This window comes from Streptococcus merionis DSM 19192 (genome assembly GCF_000380085.1).
Taxonomy (GTDB): Bacteria; Bacillota; Bacilli; order Lactobacillales; family Streptococcaceae; genus Streptococcus; species Streptococcus merionis.
Map to the genome: position 1 here is coordinate 12685 of NZ_KB904559.1, position 16836 is coordinate 29520.

The 16836-nt window shown below is 43.5% G+C and carries 21 protein-coding genes; all 21 read right to left on the reverse strand.

Features of this window, described 5'->3' with window-relative positions; translation table 11 throughout:
* Positions 1 to 24 precede the first annotated feature (24 nt).
* The 21 genes from rpmC to pnp all read right to left on the reverse strand — a co-directional run bounded on the left by rpmC (position 25) and on the right by pnp (position 16574).
* Positions 25 to 231: a 50S ribosomal protein L29 gene (gene rpmC / locus A3I5_RS0110035; RefSeq protein WP_018374476.1), complete on the reverse strand. Its 207-nt coding sequence runs from the start codon at positions 229 to 231 to the stop codon at positions 25 to 27.
* A 9-nt stretch (positions 232 to 240) separates the two neighbouring features.
* Positions 241 to 654 (reverse strand): 50S ribosomal protein L16, encoded by a 414-nt coding sequence (rplP, locus tag A3I5_RS0110040; protein ID WP_018374477.1) that lies wholly within the window; start codon positions 652 to 654, stop codon positions 241 to 243.
* Positions 655 to 657: 3 nt separating this feature from the next.
* Positions 658 to 1308: a 30S ribosomal protein S3 gene (gene rpsC, locus A3I5_RS0110045; protein ID WP_018374478.1), complete on the reverse strand. Its 651-nt coding sequence runs from the start codon at positions 1306 to 1308 to the stop codon at positions 658 to 660.
* Between the two features lie 11 nt (positions 1309 to 1319).
* A complete protein-coding gene (gene rplV / locus A3I5_RS0110050; protein WP_018374479.1) occupies positions 1320 to 1667 on the reverse strand; it encodes a 50S ribosomal protein L22 in 348 nt (115 codons plus the stop codon).
* A gap of 15 nt (positions 1668 to 1682) precedes the next feature.
* Entirely contained in the window at positions 1683 to 1964 is a 282-nt protein-coding gene (rpsS, locus tag A3I5_RS0110055; protein ID WP_000533766.1) for a 30S ribosomal protein S19, read from the reverse strand.
* 162 nt (positions 1965 to 2126) lie between these two features.
* Positions 2127 to 2960: a 50S ribosomal protein L2 gene (gene rplB / locus A3I5_RS0110060; RefSeq protein WP_018374480.1), complete on the reverse strand. Its 834-nt coding sequence runs from the start codon at positions 2958 to 2960 to the stop codon at positions 2127 to 2129.
* Between the two features lie 17 nt (positions 2961 to 2977).
* Positions 2978 to 3274 (reverse strand): 50S ribosomal protein L23, encoded by a 297-nt coding sequence (locus A3I5_RS0110065; protein ID WP_018374481.1) that lies wholly within the window; start codon positions 3272 to 3274, stop codon positions 2978 to 2980.
* Positions 3274 to 3897, reverse strand: a complete 624-nt coding sequence (rplD, locus tag A3I5_RS0110070; RefSeq protein WP_018374482.1) for a 50S ribosomal protein L4 — start codon at positions 3895 to 3897, stop codon at positions 3274 to 3276. The genes A3I5_RS0110065 and rplD overlap by 1 nt, the downstream gene beginning before the upstream one ends.
* A gap of 24 nt (positions 3898 to 3921) precedes the next feature.
* A complete protein-coding gene (gene rplC, locus A3I5_RS0110075) occupies positions 3922 to 4548 on the reverse strand; it encodes a 50S ribosomal protein L3 (protein ID WP_018374483.1) in 627 nt (208 codons plus the stop codon).
* Positions 4549 to 4800: 252 nt separating this feature from the next.
* Positions 4801 to 5109: a 30S ribosomal protein S10 gene (gene rpsJ, locus A3I5_RS0110085; protein ID WP_018374485.1), complete on the reverse strand. Its 309-nt coding sequence runs from the start codon at positions 5107 to 5109 to the stop codon at positions 4801 to 4803.
* An 884-nt stretch (positions 5110 to 5993) separates the two neighbouring features.
* Positions 5994 to 6854, reverse strand: coding sequence for a DegV family protein (locus A3I5_RS0110090; RefSeq protein ID WP_018374486.1), 861 nt, complete (start codon positions 6852 to 6854; stop codon positions 5994 to 5996).
* 8 nt (positions 6855 to 6862) lie between these two features.
* A complete protein-coding gene (gene rlmB / locus A3I5_RS0110095; protein ID WP_026217034.1) occupies positions 6863 to 7591 on the reverse strand; it encodes a 23S rRNA (guanosine(2251)-2'-O)-methyltransferase RlmB in 729 nt (242 codons plus the stop codon).
* Positions 7592 to 7638: 47 nt separating this feature from the next.
* Entirely contained in the window at positions 7639 to 8034 is a 396-nt protein-coding gene (locus tag A3I5_RS0110100; RefSeq protein ID WP_018374488.1) for a Mini-ribonuclease 3, read from the reverse strand.
* Complete coding sequence (cysS, locus tag A3I5_RS0110105; protein ID WP_018374489.1) at positions 8027 to 9373, reverse strand: cysteine--tRNA ligase; 1347 nt, start codon at positions 9371 to 9373, stop codon at positions 8027 to 8029. The genes A3I5_RS0110100 and cysS overlap by 8 nt, the downstream gene beginning before the upstream one ends.
* Before the next feature lie 112 nt (positions 9374 to 9485).
* Positions 9486 to 10598: a hypothetical protein gene (locus A3I5_RS12140; RefSeq protein ID WP_018374490.1), complete on the reverse strand. Its 1113-nt coding sequence runs from the start codon at positions 10596 to 10598 to the stop codon at positions 9486 to 9488.
* Positions 10599 to 10765: 167 nt separating this feature from the next.
* Entirely contained in the window at positions 10766 to 10945 is a 180-nt protein-coding gene (locus A3I5_RS0110115) for a hypothetical protein (protein ID WP_018374491.1), read from the reverse strand.
* Position 10946: 1 nt separating this feature from the next.
* On the reverse strand, positions 10947 to 11708 hold the full coding sequence (locus A3I5_RS0110120) for a nucleoside phosphorylase (protein WP_018374492.1): 762 nt from the start codon (positions 11706 to 11708) through the stop codon (positions 10947 to 10949).
* Positions 11709 to 11710: 2 nt separating this feature from the next.
* Positions 11711 to 12574: a GNAT family N-acetyltransferase gene (locus A3I5_RS0110125; RefSeq protein ID WP_018374493.1), complete on the reverse strand. Its 864-nt coding sequence runs from the start codon at positions 12572 to 12574 to the stop codon at positions 11711 to 11713.
* Positions 12575 to 12584: 10 nt separating this feature from the next.
* Positions 12585 to 12995, reverse strand: coding sequence for a GNAT family N-acetyltransferase (locus tag A3I5_RS0110130; protein WP_018374494.1), 411 nt, complete (start codon positions 12993 to 12995; stop codon positions 12585 to 12587).
* Between the two features lie 7 nt (positions 12996 to 13002).
* A complete protein-coding gene (gene cysE / locus A3I5_RS0110135; protein ID WP_018374495.1) occupies positions 13003 to 13626 on the reverse strand; it encodes a serine O-acetyltransferase in 624 nt (207 codons plus the stop codon).
* Positions 13627 to 14315: 689 nt separating this feature from the next.
* Positions 14316 to 16574 (reverse strand): polyribonucleotide nucleotidyltransferase, encoded by a 2259-nt coding sequence (gene pnp, locus A3I5_RS0110140; protein WP_018374496.1) that lies wholly within the window; start codon positions 16572 to 16574, stop codon positions 14316 to 14318.
* Between the last annotated feature and the right edge of the window lie 262 nt (positions 16575 to 16836).

The following is a 16836-nucleotide window of genomic DNA, read 5'->3' on the forward strand; positions in this document are numbered from 1 at the left end:
TGAAAATTCTCCTTCCCTAGTCTATTATTTGATTTCAGATTGCACTGTTTTTACACGTGCAATTTGCTTTTTAACTTCGTTTAAGCGAGCAGTTTGCTCAAGTTGACCTGCAGCTGCTTGGAAACGCAACTCAAACAATTCTTTCTTGAGTTCGTTTTCCTTTTTAGCAAGTTCTTCTTGAGAAAGGCCACGAAGTTCTTTGACAAAATCTTTAATTTCTTGAAGTTTCATGTCTTCTCCTTATTCTGCTTCGCGTTTGACGAATTTACATTTAACTGGCAATTTGTGGCTAGCAAGGCGCAAAGCTTCGCGTGCAACTTCTTCAGATACACCAGCAACTTCAAACATTACCTTACCACGTTTTACTGGCGCTACCCAACCTTCAGGTGCCCCTTTACCAGAACCCATACGAACCCCGATAGCTTTAGCTGTATATGATTTGTGAGGGAAGATTTTGATCCAAACTTTACCACCACGTTTCATATAACGTGTCATAGCAATACGGGCAGCTTCGATTTGACGGTTAGTGATCCAGTGACTTGTTGTCGCTTGTAGACCGTATTCACCAAAGTCTACTTGTTTTCCACCTTTAGCTTCACCGCGCATTTTTCCGCGGAATTCACGACGGTGTTTTACACGTTTAGGTACTAACATGTGTTATTTACCTCCTTGGTTTTTACGAGCCGGCAAGACTTCACCACGGTAAATCCATACTTTAACACCTAGTTTACCGTAAGTAGTATCTGCTTCTTCCCAAGCGTAGTCAATATCCGCACGAAGTGTATGAAGTGGAACTGTACCTTCAGAGTATCCTTCGCTACGAGCGATATCTGCACCGTTCAAACGACCAGAAACCTGAGTTTTAATTCCTTTAGCACCAGCGCGCATTGTACGTTGGATAGCTTGTTTTTGAGCACGGCGGAATGCCACACGTTGCTCCAATTGACGAGCAATTCCTTCACCAACAAGATGAGCATCAAGATCAGGGTGTTTGATTTCGATGATGTTGATGTGAACTTGCTTACCAGTCAATTTGTTCAATTGTGCACGAAGTGCATCAACATTGCTACCAGCTTTACCAATCACCATACCTGGCTTCGCAGTGTGAAGTGAAACGATAACTTTGTTTACTGCACGTTCAATTTCGATTGTCGAAACAGACGCGTCAGCTAATTCTTTTTTGATGAAGTTACGGATTGCAAGATCCTCATGGAGGTAATCCGCGTATTCTTTTTCAGCGTACCATTTGGCATCCCAGTCACGGATAATACCGACACGCATACCGATTGGATGTACTTTTTGACCCACGTTTTTACCTCCTAGTTTACTTCAGATACAACCACAGTGATGTGGGCTGTACGTTTGTTGATCGGTGAAGCTGAACCTTTCGCGCGCGGACGGAAACGTTTCATCGTTGGTCCTTCATTGGCGAAAGCTTCGCTAACGACCAAGTTAGCTTTTTCCAAACCAAAGTTGTTTTCAGCATTAGCAACAGCTGAGTTCAACACTGACAAGATGATCCCCGCAGCTTTGTTTGGAGTGAATGTCAAGATAGCAATTGCGTCTGCAACGTTTTTGCCACGAATAGTGTCAAGTACAAGACGTGTTTTACGAGGTGAAACACGCACTGTACGAGCCATTGCTTTAGCTGAAGTAATTTCTGCCATTGTGTTCTCCTTCTATTATTTACGTCTTGTTTTCTTGTCGTCAGCTGCATGGCCTTTGTAAGTACGAGTTGGCGCGAATTCACCAAGTTTGTGACCTACCATGTCCTCTTGAATGTAAACAGGAACATGTTTACGACCATCATAAACTGCGATTGTGTAACCGATAAAGCTTGGGAAAATCGTTGAACGACGTGACCAAGTTTTAATGACTTTTTTCTTTTCATCGTTTGCTTGAGCTTCAACTTTTTTCATCAAATGCTCATCGACGAAAGGTCCTTTTTTAAGACTACGTCCCATTATGTAGTTTTCTCCTTTAAATAATGTACCACAGCGGCTTGGGATAAGGTCAGAACTATTTTACATACATGCAAATTAGATTTCTTTTCCTGACAGACCCTACCGAGCTGGCGGAAGATTTGATTGACTGAATCAATCAACGTAAGATACGCAACTAGATTATTACTTCTGGTTACGACGACGAACGATAAGTTTGTCTGATTTAGCTTTCTTATTACGTGTTTTAAGACCAAGAGCTGGTTTGCCCCATGGTGTAGATGGTGCCTTACGACCAACTGGTGCTTTACCTTCACCACCACCGTGTGGGTGATCGTTAGGGTTCATTACAGAACCACGAACAGTTGGACGGATACCCTTCCAACGACTACGACCCGCTTTACCAAGGTTAACAAGTGATTGTTGCTCGTTACCGACGCTACCAACAGTAGCACGACAAGTTCCAAGAATCATACGAACTTCGCCTGATTGAAGACGAACAAGGACGTACTTACCTTCTTGACCCAATACTTGAGCAGATGCACCAGCAGCACGCACTAACTCTCCACCACGACCTGGTTTCAACTCAATGTTGTGGATTACAGTACCAACTGGAATGTTAGCAAGCGGAAGAGCGTTCCCCACCTTGATATCAGCTTCTGGACCAGAAACGATGCGTTGACCAACTTCAAGACCTTTTGGAGCGATAATGTAAGCTTTAACACCGTCAGTGTAGTGTACAAGAGCGATGTTCGCTGTACGGTTTGGATCGTACTCGATTGTTTTAACAACTGCTTCAACACCATCTTTGTTACGTTTGAAGTCAATCAAACGGTAATGGCGTTTGTGTCCACCACCGTGGTGACGAACTGTGATGCGACCGTTGTTGTTACGACCAGCTGTTTTCTTCAAAGAAACAAGCAAGGTTTTCTCTGGTGTGCTTGTTGTGATTTCAGCGAAATCCAAAGAAGTCATGTTACGACGGCCATTTGTCGTTGGTTTATAAACTTTAATACCCACGTTAATTCCTCCTTAGATTACTCAGCTTCTGCAGCAAACAACTCAATAGCTTTTGAATCAGCTGTCAAAGTGATGATTGCTTTTTTAACTTTGCTTGTGTAACCAACGTAACGCCCCATGCGCTTTTGTTTTGGTTTCACAGTTACAGTGTTGACGTTGGCAACTTTTACACCTTCGAAAGCAGCTTCAACAGCTTGCTTGATCAAAAGTTTATGCGCGCGAGTGTCAACTTCAAAAACATATTTGCCTGCTTCAAGTTCAGTCATAGACTTTTCAGTGATGACAGGTTTTTTAATGACGTCGTACAAATTCATTATGCAAGAACCTCCTCAATAGTAGAGATAGCTGCTTTTGTTACAAGAAGTTTATCCGCACTTGTAATGTCAAGAACACTTGCAGTTGTTGCAGTTGCCACCTTAACATTCGGAAGGTTACGAGCTGACAATGTAGCGAATTCGTTTCCTTCTTCAAGAATAACCAAAACTTTTGTATCAAGGCTAAGTGCTGCAAGAATCTTTGCAAACTCAGCAGTTTTTGGAGCTGCAAATGAAAGAGACTCAACAGCTACAAATTTGTTTTCAGCAACTTTTTCTGAATAAACTGATTTCAATGCCAAGCGACGAACTTTTTGTGGAAGTTTGTAGCCGTATGAACGTGGAGTTGGTCCGAAGACAACACCACCACCACGCCATTGTGGAGAACGGATAGAACCTTGACGGGCACGACCTGTCCCTTTTTGACGCCATGGTTTACGTCCACCACCTGATACTGCTGAACGGTTTTTAACCGCATGAGTACCTTGGCGAAGGCTAGCGCGTTGACTGATGATAACATCAAAAACAACTGACCCGTTTGGTTCAATGCCGAAGACTGCGTCGTTCAATGTTACTTCGCCAGCTTCTTTACCAGTTTGATCAAACAATTTTACTTTTGCCATGTTGACTGAATTCCCCTTTCCTTATTATTTACCAGCTTTAACTGCTGATTTGATAGTGATAAGAGATTTCTTAGCACCTGGTACGTTACCTTTGATCAGGATAACGTTCTTTTCTGGAACAACTTGTACGATTTCAAGGTTTTGAATCGTTACACGGTTGCCACCCATGCGACCTGCGAGGTTCTTGCCCTTAAATACACGGTTAGGTGCAACAGGACCCATCGAACCTGGACGACGGTGGTAACGAGAACCGTGAGCCATTGGACCACGAGATTGACCGTGGCGTTTGATAACACCTTGGAAACCTTTACCTTTAGTTGTACCTGTGACATCAACAACATCACCAGCTTCAAATGTGTCTACAGTGATTTCTGCACCAACTTCTAAGCCTTCAATGTTTTTGAATTCACGAATGAAGCGCTTAGGAGCCGTGTTAGCTTTAGCGACATGGCCTTTGGCAGGTTTGTTGCTCAATACATCACGTTTGTCATCAAAACCAACTTGAACAGCAGCATAACCGTCTGTTTCAACTGTTTTCACTTGAAGCACTACGTTTGGTGTTGCTTCGATGACAGTTACAGGGATGAATTCGCCTGATTCAGTGAAGACTTGAGTCATTCCCACTTTTTTCCCTAAGATTCCTTTTGTCATGAGAAAATGTTTCCTTTTCTAAATTTTTGTTTAAAAAGTTTTTAATGAGCGTTTTTTATGCTCAAACCAAGATACATAGACGCCAAACTGCTTTCAGCGAAATAGGAAATCTAACGAAGAAACGAAAGATTTATATCCAAAGGGATACACAGCCGCAATCTAGTCAAAACTATAGCGATCGCATCTCTTTTTCAAAAGAAGTTCAGCCTGTGTTTGATGTTACTCCAACACTTACTTTCTTTAATGACTTGATTACAATTTGATTTCGACGTTTACACCACTTGGAAGATCAAGCTTCATCAAAGCATCAACAGTTTTTTGTGTTGGGTTGATGATATCGATCAAACGTTTGTGAGTGCGCATTTCGAACTGTTCGCGAGAGTCTTTGTATTTGTGAGTCGCACGAATGATTGTGTAGAGGCTACGCTCTGTTGGAAGCGGTACTGGACCTGCAACTTGTGCACCAGTACGAGTAGCTGATTCTACGATTTTTGCAGCAGCTGTATCAAGCGTACGATGTTCGTATGCTTTCAAGCGGATGCGGATTTTTTTGTTTGCCATCTTGTTCTCCTTTTCGTCTATTTAAGATAATAGGCTAGCTCTTCGAGAAAACCAACACGTGTTGCGTGGCAATGCAACCAAGCGTGTCGCAACCTCTCGCGTCAAAGCTAAAGCTGTTATTTTTACAGCACCATAATATGATACCAAATCTCCAACGAGAATGCAAGACATTTGATGCTATATTTTTATTTTTTTCTTGGTAACTTCCACACCAGCGGAATTTAATCTGAAACACTTTCGGATTCGGTTATTTTCGTGTACCCTTTTTTGAGACCAGAAACCGTTAAAAAGCTCACCAATAAAGGGAAATGAAAAATCAATGAAACTTAATCTGTGACTAATACCCACTGATTTAAACGATTTTTTCTCACACTAATGTCCACTGCTGAGACTGGTGGAACTTACTCTGGAAGTTACCTTTTTTGCCTTATTTTCGTAACTTCTTGTTTGAATACTTAAAGAAAGACAAAAGCAGACCCATTGATAGCACTCCCAATCTGCTTCAAGACTCGTTGTCACAAAATCATTCTCTCTCCAATTGAACAAGGGAGAGATTAGAAGTCGCTCACAGTAAAAGCAAGACAAGATTTTTACGATCATCGCCTAACTAAACCTTTCGGGAAATACGGACTCTGCTATCAGCGTTTCGGGATGAGCCTATCAAAAATGCCTTTAGCGCTGACTACTAAAAGGCATTTTAAAATTATGAGTTGCTATTTCCTTTTAAATTCTTGCACTTATCTGCTAAAGCTAGAAAAATTTTTCAGACAAATTATATAGTTTACAGAAAGTGATGGATTCTCCAGAAAATTTGGCCTGTCAAAAATTACCTTGATTGTCAAAAACACTTTCAATCTTTTGCTTGTAATCACATATTCTTAACTTTAGCGTGCTTTATTTCCAATTGTAAATAAGGCAAGGGTTCCTGACCCCACATGAGCTGCGATGATTGGACCAAGCGGAAAGAGCAGGACTTGTTTTACACGAGGGTCTTTTAAAATCTCGTTTTTAATAGCTTTTGCCGCTTCTTGGTCATCAGCGTAAGCCACAATGACGGTTGATTCGGCCAAATCATTAAGACCTAGACGAACGAACTCAGCAATCGCTTTTTTCTTACCACGGGCTTTAGCAGCTGTTCCTAGACTTCCATCAGATTGGATACTGATGATTGGTTTGATATTAATAACTCCACCAATAACAGCAGAGGCTTTGGAAATACGACCACCACGCATCAAATGATTAAGATCATCAACCAAAAAATGAGTTTTCAAGCGTGGTGCTAAATTTTCAACTCTAGCCTTGGCTTCACTCAGACTGCCACCTGCTGCACGGACTTCCGCAGCCTCCATAACCAGATAACCTTCCCCAGCTGAGGCGGCCAAAGTATCTACAATTTCAATAATGGCTTCAGGAAATTCTTCTATAACAATATCACGCGCCATAACCGCCGACTGATAGGTCCCTGATAAGACTGACGAAAAAGCGATATAGAGCAAGGCTTCTCCATTTTGAGCATGATTTCGAAAGACCTCTTCAAATTGGCCAACATTGATTTGGCTAGTTGTTGGCTGACTACCTGCTGCCATCTTTTCTAACAATACAGGACTAGTCAGTCGCTCTGCCCCAACAGTCTCAAAATGCATACCATCAACTTGAACAGTTAAGCCTAGAACTTGGACAGCATTATCTGCCAGCCATTGTTCTGGTAAATCCGCTGTGGAATCGGTTAAAATCTGAAAACTCATAAAACTCCTCACTTGCGATGACGATAAACTTCGTACATGAGAACCGCCGCTGCAACACTGGCATTGAGGCTCTGTACATGACCACTCATAGGAATGGTGATCATCTCATCGACTTGCTTTTTGATATTGGGACTGATCCCCTTGCCTTCATTCCCGATAATCAGGGCTAATTTTCCACTAGTATTCCACTTATGAACCGACGTTCCGTTCATATCTGTTCCAAAAATCCAGAAACCAGCTTCTTTCAAGGTGTCAAGCGTCTGACTGAGATTGGTTACTCGAGCAATAGGCACATGAGCCACCGCACCAGTTGACGTCTTGGAGACGACAGGTGTCACCCCAACGGCACGATGTTTGGGAATGATGACCCCAGACACATTGGTCGCGTCAGCCGTTCGCAAAATAGAGCCAAAATTATGCGGGTCGTTCAAGCCGTCCAAGATAAGAATGAGAGGATTGTCCTCCTGCTCTGCCTTTTTTAAAATCTGGGACAGCTCAGCGTAGGCAAATTCAGCCACACGTAGAACAAATCCTTGATGGACAGCCCCGTCTACCATCTCAGACAGGCTCTTTTTCGGTGTCCATGAAATGGAGACTTTTTTCTCAGTCGCCAACTGCTTGATCGTCTCTACATTTTTTCCTCTAAGATCGTCTTGGATATAGAGCTTATTTCCAGTGTTTGCCCGAAGGCTTTCTGTTACGGCGTGCACCCCGTAGACAATATCAGTATGTTCCATGGTGCTATTATAACAAAAAGAAACTTGGTAAGACAAGTCTCTTCCGTTTAGTTTTCTTCAATAGTTGCAATACACCAGCCGATCAACTCTTCAAGCCGCTCAGTCCGCTCCAGCATGTGGAGGTAGCCAATCACCGCTTCAAAGCCTGTCGACATCTTGTAGGTGATGATGTCGGTATTCTTGGCCTTGGTGTGGGTCGGGGCATTGCGGCCTCGTTTATAGATAGCCTCTTCTTCCTCTGTCAGAAGCTTTTGCTCTAGCAGGAGATTGATTAACATAGCCTGAGCCTTGGCCGACACATAATGAGTTGCCAAGCGATGCAATTGACGAGGTTTGGTCTGGCCTTTAAAGATTAAGTGCCTGCGAATATACATGGAATAAACGGCATCGCCTTCAAAGGCTAGGGCAATCCCATTGATTAAACTGACATCAACCTTAGTCACGAAGCCACCTCACACCGTCCTTAGTGTCTAACAACTTAATACCCTGGGCAGCCAATTCGTCCCGAATGCGATCTGCTGTGGCAAAGTCGCGCTTGGCACGGGCATCCTGACGCTCTGCAATCAAGGCTTCAATCTCCTCATCCAGCACTTCGGTCTCAAATACAATACCAAAAACAGCTAAAATGGCCGCGAACTCCTCTTTGATAGTTTGGTTATAATTACCTGAGTTAATGAATTTAGCCATGTCAAAGACGGTGGTAATACCATTTGCCGTATTGAAATCATCGTCCATAGCCTGTACAAAATCAGCCTTTAAGCTCTGCCATTTTTCAAGATCTGTCTGATCGGTAAAATCCTGAGTGTAAGCATTTTTCAGGTACTTGAGGTTAATTTCGGCATCCTGAACAGCCTTGTCTGTGTAATTGAGCGGACGGCGATAATGCTGGGTGGCTAGGAAGAAACGCAAAACCTGCCCGTCCACTTTTTCCAACATATCATGGGCCGTCACAAAATTGCCTAAAGACTTAGACATCTTCTCATTGTCAATATTGAGCATGGCATTGTGCATCCAGTAATTGGCAAAAGTCTGACCAGTTTTGGCTTCGGACTGGGCGATTTCATTGGTATGGTGCGGAAATTCAAGATCAGCACCACCGCCATGGATATCAATGGTATCCCCGAGCAACTCGGTCGCCATGACTGAGCATTCAATATGCCAACCAGGACGTCCTGTTCCCCAAGGGCTGTCCCAAGACACTTCGCCAAGCTTGGCTGCTTTCCAAAGAGCAAAGTCAACGGGATTTTCCTTAAGCTGTGTTTCCGCATCAACCCGACCGCTGGCGCCCAGTTCTAGGTCTTCAAGGGTTTTATTGGCTAGCTTGGCATAATCCTTAGCTTTCTCAACTCGGAAATAAACATCGCCACTACTCTCGTAAGCGTACCCTTTAGCAATCAAATCCGCCACAAAGGCGATAATCTCAGCCACATAGTCAATGACCCGTGGGTGAACAGTTGCAGGCTTGACGCCCAGCTTGGTCACATCCTCACGAAAGGCTTTGATAAATTTATCCGCAAAGGCCTTGGTGTCCATCTTAGCTGCAGCAGCGCCCTTGATAATCTTATCGTCCACATCGGTGAAGTTGGAAATATAGGTCACCTCAAACCCGCGGTACTCAAAGTAACGCCGAATGGTATCAAAAGACACCACACTCCGGGCGTTGCCGATATGAATATAGTTATAAACCGTTGGTCCACAGACATACATCTTGACCCTGCCCTCCTCAAGCGGGACAAACTCACGTAGACTGCGACTCATGGTATCGTAAATGGAAATTGTCATCTGAAAACTCACTTTACATTTCTAATAATCCCATTATATCACAAAACGGAGTAAAGCACCCATTGCACAAAAGTAGGCTAAACCCCGTTTTTATCTCTTTGATTTATCATTTCTATTGCCTATTAACCCAAATATGGAAAGAATCTGGACTCATATTACTTTCTTGCAAAACTACCTGACTTGTAAGTGTATTGTAAATGAGTAACTGACTTCCAGACAATATCAATAACAGGTCATTATTTAAACGTTTAACATCTTTTATATAGTCCGTTTCAACTGATAGACCAAAAGTGGATAAATCAATGAAAGATGAGCTGTTATTGTTCAAATTAAACAAACTGAAACCAAGCTTTCTAGAATCATTTCTTTCATGCTCAATAGCAATCATATCTTGGCCTAAGTCAAAAATATTAAGGGGAGCAATTTCTGGCAAATCTATCAATGCCTTATGTCCTGTTTGCATGTCATATGTCAACATTTGGCCTATAGGAATTCTTTCTTTAGTGCTATTTATCCTATAACCGTTTACAGCAGCGTATAAGTTGTTGTTTTTTACGATATTATCGCCAAACAAATACGTTTTATCTGAAGTTTCGAAAAGCCTCTCTACATTTTCGAGATGAACCTTTCCATTATCACTGACTAGCTTATATAAATCGGTCGGATAATTACCATCCCCATGTACTTTCGTCCCTAAAAAATAGAGAATATTGTCATCTACTGAGAAATCTCTGCCAAGAACAGCCTCATCAAAGGTGTATTTACTAACTTCCTTTAAATTTGAATCAAAAGAGGCTAGGAAGGTACTGTCGGTGCTAGCTTCTGAAGTAAAATAGTAACTTGCAGAAATACCAGATGAAGAGTAAGCGTAATCAGGTGTTTGATTATATTTAATGGTTCCTTTTTGAAAATCCATGGCAATAATTCTACCGACAACTCCAAGGGGTGGCCCTTCTTCAGAAAAGAGTAGATAACGCTTGTCTATTTCAGCCCTCTGAACTGCAGGGTTAATCTGTCCTTTTACAAGCTGGATCTTGTCTTTTGAAGTTTGTTTCAGAGAATTGTTCTTAAAACGATATCCTTGAACATCTCCATAACTGATGATATAAAAGTCTGTTTTTGAATGAGTAGTGAATGTATCAGGCGATTTAAAGATCGTTTTTAAACCTATTATTCCTACCAATAATAAAAGGAAACTAACAATAGCAGTAAGCTTTTTATTCATAGAGCCTTACCTATTCCTATGGACATACGAAGTGAAATGGACAATTTTATTTGATTTCAATTCATTATAGAGTAAAAGAGGATGGATTGCAATCGTTTTCGAAAAAGTTATTTTATCCATTTCCAGAACAGCCACCAAACATTGCCTTGGGCTGCGTTCAATCTTCACTACTTATTTTTCTGATCCTGCTGGTATTTCTGGCAAAGACGATTAAACCAAGTCATAGCTACTGTCAGCCAGATAATTCCCATCCAAATCTTATCAGATAGGAAATAATTCACCGCCAAACCACAAAAACCGATCACAAGCAGCAAATAAGCCCAATAAGTTTTGAGAAAGACTCTCATTTCACACCTCCTGTGCAATCGTCAAAGCAATCTCGAAAAAGACCATCACATCTGCTGTACGTTCTTCCTTACGCTTGTCCCAGATATTCCTCTTGTGGTCCACGTAGTCGGCCGTGTAGAAAAACTGATAGACCTGAACCTTTCGAAATTGGGCCCAAGCCATAATGGCTGATGCTTCCATATCAACCACGGTCGCACCAGCTTCAAGGCGCCGCTTGACCTTTTCCGCCGTTTCCCGGTAAAAGGCATCGGTCGTCCAAGATTTCGCCCGCACATGCTCAATCTCTTGCTTGTCCAAGGCTTTTTCCATGGTTAATAACAAAGCTTCATCATAGTCAATCTCATCGCTAGCTGGAGCATAATGATAGCTCACTCCCTCGTCCCGTAGAGCTGACGCAGGTAAAATAATCTTATCTGCCGCGATGGATTTATCCAAAACACCGCAAGACCCCAAAACAATGAATTTCTTAAAACCAAGGGCGTTTAGCTCCTCTAGCTGACCGACAGCCATGGCAGCACCAATGGTCGCTAGCATTATCGCTACCTTTAAGCCATCTTTTTCATAAATGTACCAAGGATGATGGCCGTTGAGACTATTAAGGTAGCCACCCTTGATAACACCTTCTTTCTGACAAATGCGGTCTACAATCTCTCCATTAAAGGAATAAATTAGCGTATCACAAATGATTTTTGCTCGTTTCTGAACAGCTGGACTTCCTGGTTCAATTATTGCTGGTCCATCTTCAAACTCTTCCAGTAACATAATCACTCCTCTTTAGCAGGTTTTAGGTAAATAATCTGGGTCTGCTGGACAAAGCCAATTTTTTCATAGAGACGCTTGGCGCTGATATTATCATCCTCCACTGCGATTTGAAATGGTTTGTCATTTTTACTCAGCAACTCATTGACCAGTTGCTGGACAAGATATGTGCCGTAGCCTTGCCCACGGTAATTTTCCAACACTGCTAAGCCATAAAGGTAATTGTAGTCCGAGCTGAGATCCACCGTACAAGACGCGATAACCTGATTCTCTTTTAGAAGAACATAGAGCCAACTATCCTCGTCCTGCAGGGCTTCTTTTGCATAACGCAAACTGAGTTGATAATCATTGTCAAAGGTTTGACTTTGAAACTGTGCGATAGCATGAAGAAGTGCCTCCTCAGCTTGGCACATCTGCACATCAGTGCGAGTTTTGGCCAGATAGGGTTCTCGCTCACGCGTTAACCAAATATCTGTCTCTTCATCTGCCACCAGATTCCATTGAGCCGGAAAATCAGGATGCTTGTCTAAAAACGCCCGCTCCGTCCAAAAGTTCGGTGCTGCAAGAGAAAAGTCAGCCGTCTCCCGATAGAAAGCATTTAGCAAATCAGTCGCTATCCCTTGCCTGCGAAACTCAGGGTGAACTAGAATAGCCAATTCCACATCATCAGGTTCATCCGCATAAACCGTCAAAAGACCGACCAGCTGCTCTCCCTCATAGGACAAGAAAAATGTAGGCAACTCGTGATCAAAATTCAGCATATTGGATAAATATGGCGTCCGTGCTGTTCCATCTGACTGCTGGACGATTTTTATTAGCTGTTTGACAGCCGTTAGCTGCTCTGTGTTTAACCTGTTAGTAAAAAGCATATACATTTTCCTATATAAATTTGACAAAGAAGTGCTCCGAATAGCCGTCTTCATGATGGCAGTAGGAACCAACTTCCTCGTAGCCCAAGGCTTTGTAGAAGGCACGGCCTTGCCAATCAAAGGTGTCTAAACGGATCGTATTAGCCCCAAGGGATTTAGCTCGTTTTTCCAGCTCTGCCATTAGTCGGCGGCCCAAGCCCTTTCTCCGATGACTTTCTGCCACAAAGACGGTCGAAACATAGAGAATCTGAAAAGCCGTCATGGTCGCATCAAGACCTGCTATCAACTGACCAGACTTATCCTTTATGCCAAGAGAAAGGCAGCCTTTTCTTGGAAAACGAATGAACTGCTTGTCATAATTTTCCAAGGCCTCTTCAATTACTCCGACCTCTTCAGCGGTCAACTCAACAATATTTTCCATTTTTCTCCTACAAATGCGATGAATGGTGGCTGGCATCGCGCATGGCCTCTAACTTGGTCGTGTAGTACTGACCTTCGCGCACTGCCTCAATCTGATGAATCGCAAGTTCATCCTTTTGACCGTGAACACGGACAACCTTAGCTGGCATACCCACTACCGTCACATCGGCTGGGACATCTGCTAAGACAACCGCCGCTGCCCCAACTTTAGCATTGCGACCAACCTCAATTGGCCCAATGACCTGAGAATGGGCCGAAATCAGCGCACCTTCGCGAATGGTCGGATGACGTTTGCCCACATCTTTACCAGTTCCACCGAGCGTCACCCCGTGATAGAGCATAACCCCTTTTTCAATAATAGCAGTCTCCCCAATAACGAGCCCAGCCCCGTGATCAATGAACACACCTGGCGCAATTTGGGCACCCGGGTGAATCTCAATCTGAGTCCAAAAGCGCCAAAATTGACTATGTATTCGAGCTAAAAGTTTTAAATTATGGTTCCAGAGAAAATGGCTCAGCCGATGGGCGGCCAAGGCTTTGATCCCCGGATAAGTCAGGATAACCTCCAAGCTAGTTCGAGCCGCAGGATCCAATTCTTTTACAATCGCAATGGATTCACTCCACCAACCCATAGACACCTCCATTAAGATACAAAGCCCGTGAAGAAAAGCGACGAAAAATGAAAAAATTGACGCAGAGTCACTCAGACTCTAGGAAATTTTTGAATTTTATCTAGCTTTATAGAGCGTGTTCAGTTTTAAGATATGAGGCCGTTAAAAAATCCGATGAAAATGAGAAAATTGACGACAAGTCTCTGGACTTGAGGAGGTTTTCGAATTTTATCAAGGATTTTAGGCCGAATTCAGTTGTACAAGATATGAGAGCGTTGAAAAATACGATGGAAAACAGGTAAGCTAACAAAAAGTGCGGATACTCCAGGAGATTTGGTTATTTTTCCAAGCTTTTAGAGCCGTACTCACTCATTAAGCCACTAAGCCTGATTGCTACTAAGCTAGCTAATCAGCAGTGGTTCATTGGCGCTAAAGCGCCTAGTGACCCGACTAAGTTGGCATGGCCAACACATCTTACTCCCAACCACTGCACTGAGATGTTTACGCAAACGATGAGAGGTGAGATTGGATTTTTTATACGTAATCTTCAATATTACATATTTTTGTGAGCAAGAGCGAAGCCATCATGGTGGTCTTGCCCAGCCTCTAAGTTCAGTTCCTAAGACCCAACATTCCTCACTGCACTTTTTCGGCTTTCTGATAAAGAGACGAGGCGAGATTTTCACCTCTGCCCCTTCTTTTATCTTGCTTTATTGATCGCGTTTGACCTCATGAAACTTGAGACCGCCGAAACTGTTGTCATCTTGACGTGGTCTGCGGTTTTGGTGATTGCTCTGACCGTTGCTATGCGCGCTTCGTTTGTGACCATTGTGTTCACGTGAATGACGTTCTGGTTCAACATAGCCTTCTGGCTTTGGAAGCAGAACTTTCATAGAAGCATCAATACGCCCCTTATCATCAATCTTGATGATTTTTACATCGACTTCGTCACCGATTTCAACCAAATCTTCGACACGATTTGTACGTGCCCAAGCCATTTCAGAGATGTGAACCAAGGCATCTGTCTTCTCAAAAAGATTGACAAAGGCGCCGAATTTTTCGATGCGCACGACCTTAGCTCCCTCAAAGACTTCACCGACCTTGGCATCGCGCACTAAGTTTTGAATGATCTCTTTAGCTTTCTCAATCACATCACGGTCGCTTGAGTAGATAGAGACATTGCCTTCTTCGTCAATATCGATCTTCACGCCTGTTTCTGCAATAATCTTGTCAATGGTTTCGCCACCCTTACCGATAACAACCTTAATCTTGTCCACATCAATCTTGATTGTATCAATTTTCGGTGCAGTAGGAGCCAATTCTGGACGAACTTCTGGAATGGTCGCTTCAATCACATCAAGGATTTCAAAACGTGCTTTCTTAGCTTGTGCCAAAGCTTCCGTCAAAATCTCTGGTGTAATCCCTGAAATCTTGATATCCATCTGAAGGGCTGTGATCCCCTCGCGCGTACCTGCTACCTTGAAGTCCATATCACCAAAATGATCCTCAAGACCTTGGATATCGGTCAAGACTGTATAGTTATTTCCATCTGAAATCAAGCCCATAGCAATTCCTGCGACAGGCGCCTTAATCGGCACACCGCCAGCCATGAGAGCCAGAGTACCTGCTGTGATCGAAGCTTGCGAGGACGATCCGTTGGATTCAAGGACTTCTGCTACCAGACGAATCGCATACGGAAACTCTTCAAAACTTGGCAAGACCTGCTCAAGCGCACGCTCACCAAGCGCACCATGCCCAATCTCACGACGTCCCGGCGCTCCGTAACGACCGGTTGAGCCGACCGAATATTGTGGGAAATTGTAATGGTGCAAGAAACGTTTTTTATACTCATCACCAAGGCCATCGATGATCTGAGTCTCTCCCATTGGTGCCAAAGTCAAAACAGACAAGGCCTGCGTCTGACCCCTAGTAAAGAGACCTGAACCGTGTACATTTGGCAAGAAGTCCACTTCCGCAGCCAAAGGACGGATCTCGTCCACACGGCGCCCATCAGGACGAACCTTGTCCTCCGTGATGAGACGACGCACTTCGGCGTGCTCCATCAATTCTAAGATTTCGTTGACATCACGCATGATGCGGTCATGCTCTTCATGTTCCGCATAACGTTCCTCGTAATCAGCAATCACACGCTCACGCACTGCATTAGTCGCATCTTCGCGAGCTAATTTTTCTTCGATTTGAACAGCCGCTTGAAGCTCACTGTTGTAGTTTGCGACAATCTCAGCCTGCAAGTCTGCATCCACCTGAAGCAACTCAACCTCAGCCTTTTCTTTACCGACTGCTGCTACGATTTCATTTTGGAAATCCAAGAGTTTTTGGATTTCGGCATGGCCCAATAGCAGAGCTTCCAGCATGATTTCTTCTGACAATTCTTTGGCGCCAGACTCCACCATGTTGATCGCATCTTTGTTACCAGCCACTGTCAATTCTAAGAGAGAAGCTTCTTGTTGAGCTTCTGTCGGGTTGATGACTAATTCACCATCCACATACCCCACCTGAACACCAGCAATCGGCCCGTCAAATGGAATATCTGAAATACAAAGCGCCAAGGATGATCCAAACATCGCAGCCATCGGCGCAGAGGCATCGCCGTCATAGGAAAGCACGGTGTTGATCACCTGTACTTCATTGCGGAATCCTTCAGCAAACATAGGACGGATTGGCCGGTCAATCAAGCGCGCTGTCAAGGTCGCATCCGTTGACGGACGCCCTTCACGTTTCATCCAGCCACCAGGGAACTTCCCAGCCGCATACATTTTTTCTTCATAGTTAACCTGAAGTGGGAAAAAGTCTCCTGTGGACATTTTCTTGGACATGACCGCCGCTGTAAGAACAGTCGAATCTCCGTAACGCACCACCACAGCACCATTTGCTTGGCGAGCCACTTGCCCCACTTCAACGATTAAAGGACGACCGGCAAAAGTCATCTCAAACACTTGTTTTGTCATTATTTCTCCTGACTATTGTCTTTTTCTTAGGACGTGTTTTCCACAAAGGGCAACCGATCACCCGCTCTGCTATTTTCCAAAAAAAGCCTATCTGCTCCCCTTTGCACAAAACCACGTACCGTTTTCTATTTTAGCACAATTTTGGCGAAATCAAAAGGGAGCAATACAGAAAAACACGCTGTAGGCACGAGATTTCTTCTACACTTTGTCGTTGCCTCTCACTTTTTTGCCTAGATTAACTTGCTCAGGTACTGATCAAAAT